Annotated in this window: 11 protein-coding genes; 3 read left to right on the top strand and 8 right to left on the bottom strand. The window is 69.9% G+C overall.

The window, feature by feature from the left end; genetic code table 11:
- Positions 1-18 precede the first annotated feature (18 nt).
- From msrP to ACTIE5_RS03890, 3 genes are read left to right on the top strand one after another with little or no spacing between them, the layout of a single operon-like run.
- On the top strand, positions 19-1,008 hold the full coding sequence (msrP, locus tag ACTIE5_RS03900) for a protein-methionine-sulfoxide reductase catalytic subunit MsrP (protein WP_439548378.1): 990 nt from the start codon (positions 19-21) through the stop codon (positions 1,006-1,008).
- Positions 1,009-1,012: 4 nt separating this feature from the next.
- Positions 1,013-1,282 (top strand): hypothetical protein, encoded by a 270-nt coding sequence (locus tag ACTIE5_RS03895; RefSeq protein WP_439548377.1) that lies wholly within the window; start codon positions 1,013-1,015, stop codon positions 1,280-1,282.
- Positions 1,275-2,852, top strand: coding sequence for a sigma-54-dependent transcriptional regulator (locus ACTIE5_RS03890; RefSeq protein ID WP_439548376.1), 1,578 nt, complete (start codon positions 1,275-1,277; stop codon positions 2,850-2,852). The genes ACTIE5_RS03895 and ACTIE5_RS03890 overlap by 8 nt, the downstream gene beginning before the upstream one ends.
- A 233-nt stretch (positions 2,853-3,085) precedes the next feature.
- On the opposite strand, the gene ACTIE5_RS03885 is transcribed toward ACTIE5_RS03890, so the two are convergent.
- From ACTIE5_RS03885 to recG, 8 genes are all read right to left on the bottom strand, one after another.
- Positions 3,086-3,652, bottom strand: a complete 567-nt coding sequence (locus ACTIE5_RS03885) for a hypothetical protein (protein ID WP_439548375.1) — start codon at positions 3,650-3,652, stop codon at positions 3,086-3,088.
- 169 nt (positions 3,653-3,821) lie between these two features.
- Positions 3,822-5,585: an ATP-binding protein gene (locus ACTIE5_RS03880; protein ID WP_439548374.1), complete on the bottom strand. Its 1,764-nt coding sequence runs from the start codon at positions 5,583-5,585 to the stop codon at positions 3,822-3,824.
- A 202-nt stretch (positions 5,586-5,787) separates the two neighbouring features.
- Complete coding sequence (locus ACTIE5_RS03875) at positions 5,788-6,246, bottom strand: NUDIX hydrolase (protein ID WP_439548373.1); 459 nt, start codon at positions 6,244-6,246, stop codon at positions 5,788-5,790.
- Positions 6,243-7,286: a DUF4340 domain-containing protein gene (locus ACTIE5_RS03870; protein WP_439548372.1), complete on the bottom strand. Its 1,044-nt coding sequence runs from the start codon at positions 7,284-7,286 to the stop codon at positions 6,243-6,245. Before ACTIE5_RS03870 ends, ACTIE5_RS03875 begins: the two co-directional genes overlap by 4 nt.
- On the bottom strand, positions 7,283-9,232 hold the full coding sequence (locus ACTIE5_RS03865) for a Gldg family protein (RefSeq protein WP_439548371.1): 1,950 nt from the start codon (positions 9,230-9,232) through the stop codon (positions 7,283-7,285). The genes ACTIE5_RS03870 and ACTIE5_RS03865 overlap by 4 nt, the downstream gene beginning before the upstream one ends.
- Before the next feature lie 4 nt (positions 9,233-9,236).
- A complete protein-coding gene (locus tag ACTIE5_RS03860) occupies positions 9,237-9,968 on the bottom strand; it encodes an ABC transporter permease subunit (protein WP_439548370.1) in 732 nt (243 codons plus the stop codon).
- Entirely contained in the window at positions 9,968-10,699 is a 732-nt protein-coding gene (locus ACTIE5_RS03855) for an ABC transporter ATP-binding protein (protein WP_439548369.1), read from the bottom strand. Before ACTIE5_RS03855 ends, ACTIE5_RS03860 begins: the two co-directional genes overlap by 1 nt.
- A gap of 112 nt (positions 10,700-10,811) precedes the next feature.
- Positions 10,812-12,932 carry an ATP-dependent DNA helicase RecG gene (gene recG / locus ACTIE5_RS03850; protein WP_439548368.1) on the bottom strand — a complete coding sequence of 707 codons (2,121 nt, stop codon included), beginning with the start codon at positions 12,930-12,932 and terminating at the stop codon, positions 10,812-10,814.
- Positions 12,933-12,975 lie beyond the last annotated feature (43 nt).

Below are 12,975 nucleotides of genomic sequence, written 5' to 3'. Positions count from 1 at the left end.
AACAAGGCGGAGACGACCATGCTCATCAAGCGCAGGCGGGGCTGGGAAATCCCCGAAAGCCAGGCGACCCCCGAACACCTGGCCACCAACCGCCGCACGATTATGAAGGCAGCCGGCGCCGGCGCCATGCTGCTGCCCGGCGCGGCGCAGGCGCAGTTCTGGCGGCGTGGCGAACCCGCCGACCCCTGGGCGCGCAACCCGGCGGAGGTGCCTGACCTGCCGCCTTCCATGCGCAACACCCGCTACGCCGCCGGCCGCGCCATCTCCCCGGAGCGGGACGCCATCACCTTCAACAACTTCTACGAATTCGGCACCGACAAGGGCATCTGGTCCACGGCCCGCGCCATGCCGACGCGCCCCTGGACCATCAAGGTCGATGGCATGGTGGAAAAGCCCGGCGAATTCGACGTGGACGACATCATCCGCCGCATCGGGATCGAGGAGCGCGTCTATCGCCTGCGCTGCGTGGAGGCCTGGGGCATGACCGTCCCCTGGTCCGGCTTCCAGCTCTCCTCCCTCCTCAGCCTGGTCACGCCGCTGGCATCGGCGAAATATGTGCGGTTCGAGACGGCGGCGATCCCCTCCGTCATGCCCGGCCTCCGGCAGTCCTGGTACCCCTGGCCGCATGTCGAGGGCTGCACGATCGAGGAAGCGTCCAACGAGCTCACCTTCATGCCCGTCGGCCTGTTTGGCCGGCCGCTGCCGGCGCAGAATGGCGGGCCGTTCCGCGTGGTGTTCCCGTGGAAGTATGGGTTCAAGTCCGGCAAGTCGATCGTCCGCATCACGCTGACGGACCAGCGGCCGAAGAGCTTCTGGGAAACCCTCCAGGCCAGCGAATACGGCTTCTGGGCCAATGTGAACCCGGAAGTCCCCCACCCCCGCTGGAGTCAGGCGAGCGAGCGCCTCATCGGCAGCAATGAACGGGTGCCGACGCGGCTGTACAACGGCTATGGCGAATTCGTCGCGGGCCTCTACACTGGGCTGCAGAACGAACGTCTCTGGGCCTGACCGCTTGCGATCCATCGGCCTCATCCTGCTCGCCTCCGCCGTGGCGCTGGCATCGGGCTTCGGCCCGCTGGCGTCGCTGGATGGCGTGCTGGTCCGGCTCTATCCGCCATCGCTGCACCTGCTGCAGACCGCGGTGGACCACAACATCTCGCCCCGCCTCTGGGACCGCGTGATGATGCCCGTGCTGGCCTGGCCCGCCTGGATCTTCCCCGCGGTCATCGGCGCCGCGGTGCTGTTCTGGGTCGGGCGCCGGGCCGAGAAGGGGCATGGCTGAGGCAGCGCAGCCGCGCGGCATGGCCGACACCGCGCATCCGCGAGGCATGGCCGAAACCGCGCATCCGCGCGGCATGGCCGAAACCGCGCATCCGCGCGGCATGGCCGAAACCGCACATCCGCGAGGCATGGCCGAAACCGCGCATCAGCGCGGGGGCCTCGGCGGCGAACCGCAGCCCCGCATCCTGCTGGTGGAGGACACGGCCTCCCTCGCCGCCGTCTATGGCGAATACCTCCGCGGTGCCGGCTTCGCCTCCCGCCACGCGCGCACGGCGGAGGAAGCCTTCCGCCTGGCCGGGCAGGAAAAGCCGGATTGCGTGCTGCTGGACCTGCGCCTGCCGGACAGCGATGGCCTGACCGTGCTGCGCGTGCTGCGCCGGGACAGCCCCGATCTGCCGGTGGTGGTGATGACCGCCCATGGCAGCGTCGCCACCGCCGTGGACGCCATGCGCGCCGGCGCCGCCGATTTCCTGGTGAAGCCCTTCGCCGCCGAACGCCTGGCCGTCACGCTGACCAACGCCGTCGAACGCGCGGCCTTGCGGCGAGAGGTGAGGGACCTGGCCGCCGCCCGCCCCCGCACATCCTTCCAGGGTTTCATCGGCGCCGCCCCCGGCATGCAGGCGGTCTATCGCATCCTGGAAACTGCCGCGTCATCGCGCGCCACCGTCTTCATCACGGGTGAGAGCGGCACCGGCAAGGAACTGGCGGCGGAGGCAGTGCACAGGCTCTCCCCCCGCCGCGACGGCCCCTTCATCGCCATCAACTGCGCCGCCATCCCGAAGGACCTGATCGAGAGCGAGGTCTTCGGCCATGTTCGCGGTGCCTTCACCGGCGCCGTCGCGGACCGCCAGGGCGCGGCCGCCGCCGCCGATGGCGGCACGCTGTTCCTCGACGAACTCTGCGAGATGGACCTGGCGCTGCAAGGCAAGCTGCTGCGCTTCATCCAGACCGGCAGCTTCCAGCCCGTCGGCTCCACGCAGCTGCGCCGCACCGATGTCCGCTTCGTCTGCGCCACCAACCGCGACCCGCTGCTGGAGGTGCGGGAGGGAAGGTTCCGGGAGGACCTGTACTACCGCCTCCACGTCGTCCCCGTCTCGCTGCCCCCCTTGCGCGACCGTGGCGCCGACGTCGTGACGATCGCGGAGGCGATGCTGGCCCGCAGCGCGGCGGAGGAAGGCCGCGCCTTCCGCGGCCTGGCGGAGGACGCGAAGACCGCGCTGCTGGCCCATCGCTGGCCCGGCAATGTGCGGGAGCTGGAAAACGCCGTCCGCACCGCTGTTGTGCTGCATGACGGCGAATGGGTCACGGCGGCGATGCTGCCCCAGACTCTCCAGAATGCCACGATGCGCGACGGCGCCGCGCCCCCTGCGCCAACCCCACGCCCGGCCCCCGCGCGTGCCGACGCCGACCGCACCCGCCAGATCCGCCCCCTGGCGGAAATCGAGCGGGAGGCGATCGAGCGCGCCGTCGAACTCTGCGACGGTAATATTCCCAAGGCCGCCGCCCATCTCGGCATCAGCCCGAGCACGCTCTACCGCAAGCGTCTGGCCTGGGGGGTGGGCACGAGATGAGCCACCTTTGGGGTCTATAAAGATGCGCCGACCTGGGTCGCGACCCGGTTCGAACGCAGTTTCCCTTGAGGCGTATGAGCAGGGCCGAAATCGCCGCTGCCCCCAACGCGCCACGAATTGCCTGCGGATAACGCAAGTGGCGTGAGCAAGGTTATTTTTTGGACATAGCAGGAAGGCATTCGTTGGGAACCCCCAACGCGATCACTCGGACTGAGCCATAGAGCGCGATTTCATCAGGGGCCAGCATTCAGTGCCTGATTAAGTGCCGCCAACCCGAACTGCTTTGCCAGTACTTCCGTGTTGATCAGAGGAGTTTTTGACGGTTTCCCGTATACGCTATCGTAGCCTTTGGAATTCGCCCAATTTCTGAAGGCGTTAATATAAGCTTGTGCAAGCATAGCCGCCTGATCGTGCACGAAGTCGGACTTGCGGGTCTCGTTGTCCCTGGCGTCCTCGTAGTCCAACTGGGCATCGTAGAAATTACGTAGTGCTCGGATGTTGATGTCCAGGATATCCATCAGGAGGTCCTGGTCGTCTTTGTCAAGTTGCTCGAACTCGACTCTGAAGGTGTGCCTCAGGGCTCTTTTGACCCCTTCACGGCCGCAGTAGTCGAAGACGCCCCTCGATCCACGTGCGACGACACTGGCGTATTCGGGATGACGGGAAAATCGAGTGAGAAGTGCTTCGATGTTCTCGAATGCCCTGGGAAGGAAGCTCTTTGCCTCCCGCAGCCAGTTCGGATCGATCCGCATCGGCAAACTCCTAAGCCGCCCCGTCCACGACTCATCGTCAGGCTTCATCTACCTGTTTTCAATATGAATAATTACATTATGTTTAATTCGTTGATGTGACGCTCGTACATGCGTCACCATAGTAGCTCGCCAAGCCACTGGCTGGCGGATCGTCGATTCCCTGACCACCCGTTCACCTAACCCGGGCCTGATCCGCAAAAATTCCCCGACCACCCGTTCAGGCAACCGGCAGCCACATCGCCGCCGTCGTCCCGCGCCCCGGCTCGCTGTCCACCAGCAGCGCGCCGCCCGACTTCGTGCAGAAGCCGCGCACCGTCGCCAGGCCCAGCCCCGTGCCGCGCCCCGGCCCCTTGGTGGTGAAGAAGGGTTCCCCCACCCGCGCCAGCGTCGCCGGATCCATGCCCGCGCCGGTGTCGCTGACGGCGGCCACGATGTAGCGGCCCGCCTTCAGCCCGGCTTCCTCCCGCGTTTCCATCAGTTCCTCCACCCAGGCGGCGATGGTCACGGTGCCGCCGCGGGGCATGGCGTCCCGCGCATTGGCGGCCAGATTCACCACCGCGGCCTCGAACCCCGCGCGGTCGCCCCGCGCGGGCGGCAGGCCGGGGGGGACCATGATCTTCACCCGCCATCCGCTGCCGAGGGTCCGGTTCAGCAGTTCCGCCAGATCCGACAGCGCCTGCCCGGCCTCCAGCGGCGGCTGTGCGCCCTCGGCATCCCCCCCGCCGCCGCGGGCGAAGTCCAGCATCGCCTCCACCAGGCGGCGGCCGCGTTCCGCCGCATCGCCCAGCAGGGCGGCGCAGCGGCGCACCTCCGCCGGATCATCGGCGCGGCGGTCCATCAGCCGGGCGCCGCTGCGCACGGCCTGGACCAAATTCTTCACGTCATGCGCCAGCCCGGCCGTCAGCAGGCCGATGGCGGCGGCGCGGCCGGCGCGGGCCAGTTGCGTCTCGGCCTCCATCCGGCGTTCGGCCGCCAGCTGCTGCTGCCGCGCGCCGCGGATGGCGAGCCCCGTCAGCGCCAGCAGCAGCCCCGCCGCCGCCACGCCGCCCACCGCCGGCACGACCATCCGCTGCCGCCAGGCCGCGTTCAGCGCCTCCATGCTCAGCCCATAGGCGACGGCGACCGGCCAATCCCCCACCTGCCGCGCGACGAACAGCCGCGGCAGCCCGTCGCCCACGCTGGCGGAGGGGCTTGGCGCCTCCCCGGCCGGGCGGGCCAGGGCTTCCGCCAGCCGTGCCTGGCGGGCGGGGCGCTGGCCGTGTTCGGCGGCCGGGTCGCGGAGCGGCGGGTGGCGGGCCAGCACCGCGCCATCCAGCCGCGTCATCAGCACCGTGTCCCGCGCCGTCTCGACGACCGAGGCATAGAAGGCCGCCAGCGGATCGGGGTTGAAGGCGGCGGCGACCAGCCCCGTCTCATCCCCGCCCGGCCGCGGCGGCGTCAGCCGGGCGACGGGGAAGATGGTCCAGCCCATGGGCCGCGCGACGATGACCTCGCCCACCGCCTCGCGCTCCCCCTCCCGCAGCGCAACGGCGAAGTCGCGGTCGGCGATGTCGGTGGGCCGGGCCGGAAACTCCCAGGAGGCCAGCACCACGCGCCCCAGCCCATCCGCCACGATCACAGCCTGCACCAGCGGATGCATGGATTGCACCAGTTCGGCCAGCAGGCTGTGCAAAGCGGGGTCCTGGCGCATCTCCTCCCACCCCATCCGGGCGGTGGCGTGGGATGTGGCGGTCAGGATCGCCTCCTGCGCGCCGAAGCTGCGCAGCGCGTGCTGGCGCAGCATTTCCACCGTCCGGTCGAGCCTGGCGGCGGCATCCCGCCGCACATCGACCCAGGCCATGACCCCGGCCCCCAGCACCCCCAGCGCCGGCACCAGCACCGCCGCGAGCCAGAGCAGGCGGAACCCCTGCGGAAGCCGAGGGCGATGCGGCACGCCAGGGCGGGGAAAGGAGGCGGGGTCTAGGCCGAGGGCGCTCTGCATTCCTGCCCATTCTGGGACGGATAAAAAACATCATATACACAATTTGCCGACAGGAACGGGCAGCCGGTAACCGGCGCGAAGGCCCCGAAACCGCTGGCGTGCCGAGCATGTTCCGTCTATGTTCACTCGATCAACGACAGGCTGTGACCGCGGCGCACCCCCCGAAAACGGTGCTAAAGGTGCTAAAAGGCCTAAATGGGCTTTAGATTTTAGGGGCGCGGGAGGCTGCGAGGCCGATCACCCGCAGCGCCTCCGGCCACAGCCCGTAGGGTTCCAGCCCATCCACGGGCACCCAGGCGACCTCGGTGACATCGCCGCCCGGCCGCGCCTCGCCGGACAGCCATTCGGCCTGGAAATCGATGATCGTGTAGTGGAAGCGGGGGCCGCGGCCGGGATCGCCGGGGGTGATGGCATCGACCACGGCCAGCAGGCTGAGGGGACCGACCTCGATCCCCGTCTCCTCCAGCAATTCGCGCCGGGCGCAGGCTTCGGCCGGTTCGCCCAGGCGCTGGCCGCCGCCGGGCAGTGACCATTCGCCCTGCCGTGGGGGACGGCCGCGGCGGATCAGCAGCACCTCCTCACCCCGCAGCGCGACGACCCCGATGCCGACCCAGGGCCGGTGCGGGTATTCGCGCGGGTTCACGGGGGAAGCCTCGGTCACTGCGGCGCGGGTGCTTCGGGGGCCGGTTCGGCGGCGGCGGGCGCCTGCTTGCGCAGATCCTCCAGCCGCGGGACCAGCGCCTTCTCCTTCCACTGGCCGATCTGGTAGGCCCAGCCGCGCCAGCGGTTGTTGAGGCGCGTCGCCTCCTCATCGCCCTCCGCCGCCAGCATCGCCCAGATGGTCTCGCCATCCTTGTTGACGGTGGCCGTGATGCGGAGGTTGTCCGTCAGTTCGAAGGCCCCGGTGCCGAGGCGTTCGCCCGGGATCTCGGCGGCCTTGCGGACATCGAGGAAGGTGAGGAATTCGAAGGCCCGGGCGACCTCGTCCAGGCTGATCTCGTCCATCTCCCCCGCCTCGGCGGGCGTCACCACGCCCATCTTGCCATCGGCGTCGCGGTCCTTCCGCACCACCAGCGGCGCCTCGCCCTCACGGGTCACGGCTAGGGACAGCACCCGTTCGCGGGCGATATTGGCCAGGTCCCGGTCGATCCAGAGGTTCGGGTCGCCATCCAGCGGCAGCCTGCCTTCGCCGAGCCAAGCCTGGTTCTCCCCGGGGCGGCGGACATAGACACTCTCCGGCACATTGCCCTGCACCCTCACTCGGCGGCGGCCGATGATCAGTTCTGCGATCACCGTGCCCTGCGCATCCAGCACGCGCAGGTGGCTGGCGGTGGAGCCGGGCTGCGCGGGGTCGTTCACGCCGAGGCGTTCCAGCATCTCGGGATTCGCGGTTCGCGGCTCCGCCAGGCGGAGTTCCGTGAGGCCCACGAGCAGTTCGCGCACCTTCTCCGGCCGCACCGGGTGGTCGGCCTTGGAGGGCAGAACCCAGGAATCCCCGGCCCCCTTGCGCACCACCAGCGTCGCGTCGTTGCGACGCACCTCGATCGCCGCCGCATTGGCCAGGCGCTGCGCCAGGCCGGGAAAGGCCAGCGGCGTGGCGGATGCCGGCGGCGGCGCGTTGGTCTCCGGCGTCAGCAGCAGGGCGCCGCCCACGGCGGCGACGGCGGCGCCGCCCAGCAGCAGCAGGTTGCGGCGGTTCATGCCCGCGCCTCCGCCCGCCGCCGTGCCCGCACCAAGCCGAGGCCGATGGCGAAGATCGTGAGCAGCAGCGGCACCGTCGCGATGTTGAGGATGCGGAGCGTCGTCTCCAGCCCCTCGATGTCCCGGCGCAGTTCCAGCTGCACCTGGCGGAGTTCGCCGCGCGTGCGCCGGATTTCCTCTCGTGCCGCATCGATCTCGGCGCGCTGTTCGGGGGTGATCACCGCATTGGCCGGCGCCTGACCCTGCCCGGGGCCCTGGCGCAGTTCGCGCAGGCGCCGCTCGGTCGCCTCAAGGCGTTCGGTCAGGCCGCGTTCGGTCTGGCGGAACTGGGCCTCCGCGCTGCGGCGGATGTCCTCCACCATCTCGAAGGGCCGCAGCGATTCACCGCGGGAGCGGAGGGAGACCAGCGCCTCGCCACCCGCCATGGAGTCCGCGAGGTTGATGATGAGATTGCCGTTGTCGCTGAAGGGCGTTGTCACCTGCTGGCCGAAGAAATCCTGCACGCGGACCCAGAAGCGGTCCTCCAGGATGTCGGCGTCGTTGCCGACGATCAGGTTGGCGGGCCCTTCGGTCCGGGCGCGGTGGGCGGGGAAATCCGCCGGGCGTTCCGCACCTTCGGCCGCCGGCGGCGCTGCCGGGAAGGCGGAAGTGACCGGCCCGCGCACGCGGGCGACGATGGTGCGGACCTGGCCATCAGGCCGGAAATCCGCCAGCAGCCGGGCCGGGGAGGGGTCCTGCCGCACAGCGGCGCTGTCCACCAGCATCGTCCGGTCGCTGGTCTGGACCAGCGGCGTGAACTCGATCGTCGAACCCTCGCGCCGCCGGACCTCGCCGGCGGAGGCCACCGTCACCTGCTGCAATTCGGCCGTCGCGACCTCGCTCCGGTTCAGGCCGGCGACGGGGACGTTGTACCAGGCGAGGTAGTCCACCGCCTGCACCCGGTCCCTCGGATCGGCGCGGACGCGCCAGGCGCCGCGGAGGTCGAGCACCACCTTGTCCGACGGTGCCTCCACGCCCCAGGCATTCAACAGGCGCGACAGGGAGGATGAGGTATCCGTCGCCGGCCGCTGGCCCGGGGAGGGGCGGGTCGCCTGGCTTTCGCTATGCGGGTCCGTCAGCGCGATCAGGCGGCCGCCGCGCATCACGAACTGGTCGATGGCGTAGAGCATCTGGTCGCTGAGGTTCTGCGCGTGGGCCACCATCAGCACCTGCACATCGGGCTCGATCACCTGCGTGTCGGGCGTGATGTCGCGCACCGTGTAGAACTGGCGCAGCTGGTTCATGGCGACGAAGGGCTGCCCGACGCCGGGCTGGCGCATCATCATCGCGCGCGGATCGCCGTTGAGCGGCAGGGAGGAGATCACGCCCAGCACCGGCCGGCGGGGATTGGAAAGCTCCCACACCATCCGGGTCAGGTCGTATTCAAGGAAGCGCTCGCGATCCGGCTGGAAGAAGGGGATCGTGCGCTCATCATCCAGCAGGTTGACGCCGGAGAGGCCGAAATAGACCTGCTCCCCGGACTGGTCGACGGGCACGCCCTGGAGGCCCAGCGCCACGGCGCGGTCCTCGGTCTCGCTGAAGGGCTCGGGGTCGAAGACTTCCAGCCGCACCCTGCCGCCGCTGACGGCGACGTATTCGTCCAGCATGGCGCGCACGCGCTCGGCATAGGCGCCATAGACCGGGATCGCGGCGCCGAGGCGGCGCGAATAGTAGACCCGGAAGGTCACGGGGTCCTGCAACCCCTGCAGCACCTGCCGTGTACCGTCCGACAGGGTGTATAGGCGGTTCTCCGTCAGGTCGATCCGCGCGCGGGACAGCAGCCGGTCCGACAGCATGTTGACGCCGACGGCCAGCACGGCGCCGAGGCCGAGCGCCACGAGGGCGGAGACGCCGCGCTTGCCCTGCTTCTTCGGGGCGGGAAGGCCAGAGGGGATGGAATTGCTCATGCGATCAGTCCGCCTTCCGCTGGTCGATCGCGATGGTGTTCGCGAAGAGGAAGAAGGCCATGAAGGAGGCGAAGAAGACGAAGTCCCGCGCCGCGATCACGCCGCGGGTGAAGCCGTTCAGCCGGTCCGTGATGCTGATGGCACGCGCGAGGTCCGCCAGCAGCGGGATGCGCTTCGACAGGAACTCCGTCACCACCGGGCTGCCCGCCGCCGTCAGGAAGAAGCAGGCCGCGACGGCCAGGACGAAGGCGATGACCTGGTTCTTGGTCATGGCCGAGATCGCCGCACCCACCGCGAGGAAGGCGCCCGCCACCATCATGCAGCCGAGATAGCCGGTCAGGATCGTCCCGTTATCCGGGTTGCCCAGCACATTGACGGTGATGACCAGCGGGAAGGTCAGGGCCAGCGCGATGCCGCAGAAGGCCCAGGCCGCGAGAAACTTGCCCACTACCGCCTGCCACTGCGCGATCGGCAGGGTCAGCAGCAATTCGATGGTGCCGAGCCGCCGTTCCTCCGCCCACAGGCGCATGGTCAGCGCGGGCACAAGGAACAGGAACAGCCAGGGCACGAAGGTGAAGAAGGGCGTGAGGTCCGCCTGGCCGCGGGCGAAGAAATTGCCGACCGTGAAGGTCAGCGCACCCGCCATGATCAGGAAGATGACGATGAAGACATAGGCGACCGGCGTGGCGAAATAGCCCGCGAGTTCGCGCCGGAAGACGGTGATCGCGCCACCCATCACGCGGCCTCCGCGGCGGGGAGCGTGAGGCTGCGGAAGACGGCATCCATGCTGGGGCCCCGGGCGGCGAGTTCGGCCGGCGTCTCATCCGCCACCACGCGGCCGCGGGCGATGACCACGGCGCGGGAGCAGACGGCGCCCACTTCCTCAAGGATATGGGTGGAGATCACGATCGCCTTCGTCGGCGCCATGGCCAGGATCAGGTTGCGGACATCATGCTTCTGGTTGGGGTCGAGGCCATCCGTCGGCTCGTCGAGAACCAGCACGGCCGGGTCGTGCAGCAGCGCGGCCGCCAGGCCGACACGGCGCTTGAAGCCCTTCGAGAGGGTCTCGACGGGCTGGAGGCGCACGCCTTCGAGCTGCGTCAGCGCCATCGCGTGGGCCACCCGGTCCTGCAATTCGGACCGGTGGAAGCCCCGTGCCCGGCCGCAGAACTGGAGAAAGCCGGTGACGGTCATCTCGGGGTAGGTGGGCGCGCCTTCGGGCAGGAAGCCCAGGTGGCGCTTGGCCGCCACGGGCTTGTCCACCACGTCGTCGCCGCAGATGCGCGCGGTGCCGGAAGTGGGCGTCATGAAGCCCGCCAGCATGCGCATGGTGGTGGATTTGCCGGCGCCATTCGGCCCAAGGAAGCCCACGACCTCCCCCTTGGCGACGGTGAAGCTCACATCGTCCACGGCCGTGAAGGCGCCGAAGCGCTTCGTCAGGCGCTCGATCTCGATCAGCGCGGTCAAGGCTCAGCCCCCGGTTTCCCCGGCGCAGCGATTAAGGACGCGGGGGGTGCGATGCAAGCCCCCCGGGGTGGGGGACGAGCCTTCCGATCACTTTCCGTTCCAACGGCGCATCTTAACCCGCATCCAGCCGCGCCAGCGTCGGGTCATGGTCGAACAGGGCCAGCAGGGCCAGCGCCGCCTGGCCGCGCTCGCCCTGCAGCGCCGGGTCGCGGTCCAGCAGGACCGTCGCATCGCGGTTGGCGATGTGGGTCAGGCGGGCGCATTCCTCGGCGTCCTCCCGCGGGTCCAGCAGGCGGGCGCCGGGCAGGCCGGATTGGCGGGCGCCCAGCGCATCGCCGCCGCCGCGGGTCAGCAGGTCTTCCTCCGCGATGCGGAAGCCGTCCTCCGTGTCCCGCAGCACCAATAGCCGACGCTTTTCCGCCTCCCCCAACCCGACGGAGTGGACGAGGAGGCAGGAGGATGGCTTGGACCCCCGCCCGACGCGGCCGCGCAACTGATGCAGGGCGGCCAGGCCGAAGCGTTCGGCCTGTTCGATCAGCATGATGGTGGCCTCGGGCACGTCGACACCGACCTCGATGACGGTGGTGGCGACCAGCAGGCGGGTGGTGCCGGCGGCGAAATCGGCCAGCGACTTCTCCCGCACCGCCAGTTCCTGCATGCCATGCGCCATGCCGACCAGGCCGGGGAAATGGCCCTGGAGTTCGACGAAGCGATCCTCCGCCGCCACGCTGTCATCGCGCTCCCCGCCCGTGATGGCGCGGACGACCCAATAGGCGCGCTCGCCGCGGGTGATGGCTTCCCGCAGCCGGTCCACGATCTCCGGCAGGCGGTCCTGGCTGGCGATGCGCGTCGCGATGGGCTGGCGTCCCGCAGGTTTGCCTTCCAGGCGGCTGACGGCCATCTCGCCCCATTGGGTCAGCAGCAGGGTGCGGGGGATGGGTGTGGCGGTCATCACCAGCATGTCCGCGTCCCGGCCCTTGTTGGCGAGCATCAGGCGCTGGCCGACGCCGAAGCGGTGCTGTTCATCGACGACGGACAGGCCGAGGTCCCGGAACGCCACCGCATCCTGGAACAGCGCATGGGTGCCGACGACGATCTGCACCGATCCGTCGAGCAGCCCGCGCAGCACGCGCTTGCGTTCGGCCCCCTTCACGCTGCCGGTCAGCAATTCCACGCGCACACCGGCGGGCAGGCACAGTTTCGCCAGTGTCCGCAGGTGCTGCCGCGCCAGCAATTCGGTCGGCGCCATCAGCGCGGCCTGGGCGCCCGACTCCACGGCCTGGAGCATGGCCAGCACCGCGACCAGCGTCTTGCCCGACCCGACATCGCCCTGCACCAGGCGCAGCATCCGGCGCGGCGCCGCCATGTCCGCCGCGATATCGGCCAGCGCCGCCTGCTGCCCCGGCGTGGGTTCATGCCCGAAGGCGGCCAGGGCCTTGGCCTGCAATTCGCCCGTGCCCGGCATGGGGCGCCCCGGCCGGCCGCGCTGGCGGCGGCGGACAAGCGCGATGGCGACCTGGCCGGCCAGCAATTCGTCATAGGCCAGGCGGCGACGGGCCTCGAGCGTCGGCAGGGCGGTCGGGCGCTGGAGGCTGCGGATGGCGGCGTCGAAAGCGGGCCAGCCTTCCCGCTTCAGCAGCGCCCCATCCGCCCATTCCGGCAGCGGCGCCAGGCGGCCGAGCGCCGCACCCATGGCCATGGCGATGCGCTTCGGCGTCAGATCCCGCACCATCGGCCAGACCGGCTCGATGAGGGGAAGCTGGTCCTCGCGCTCCGCCACCAGGGGGTTCATCAGGGCAAAGCCGCCGCCGGATTCGGTCATCACGCGGCCCGACAGGAAGCGGAAGCTGCCCTCCGGCAGCAGCTTCTGGATCCAGGGAAGGCGGCCATTCATGAAGCGCAGCGTCAGCGGCTTGCCGCCGGCGGTCGCCTTCACCTCGACATAGGGCCTGCCGGTGCGGCCGGAGCGGGCGGCACGGAGGGAGACGATTTCCGCCTCCAGGATGCAATCCTGGTCCGGCGGGGCCTCGGAGGGCGAGGGGACTCGGCGGCGGATGATGACGCGCTCGGGCAGGTGCAGCAGCAGGTCGAGCACCCGGTCGCCGCCCGTGGCCTCCGCCAGCAGGCGCGCCAGCGTCTCCCCCACCCCCGGCAATTCCCGCAAGGGGGCCAGGAGGGGCGCCAGTAGATCGGCATGGGCGGGGAGCGCGGGGGATGGCTCGGGCGTTGTCACGAGTTCACGGCGCTTCGGGCTGACAGGATTCCCATGCGCCTCT

It is taken from the genome of Falsiroseomonas sp., from assembly GCF_051859025.1.
GTDB lineage: Bacteria > Pseudomonadota > Alphaproteobacteria > Acetobacterales > Acetobacteraceae > Falsiroseomonas.
Note: the sequence above shows the minus strand (reverse complement) of the source record. Positions and strands in the feature narration are given on the sequence as shown.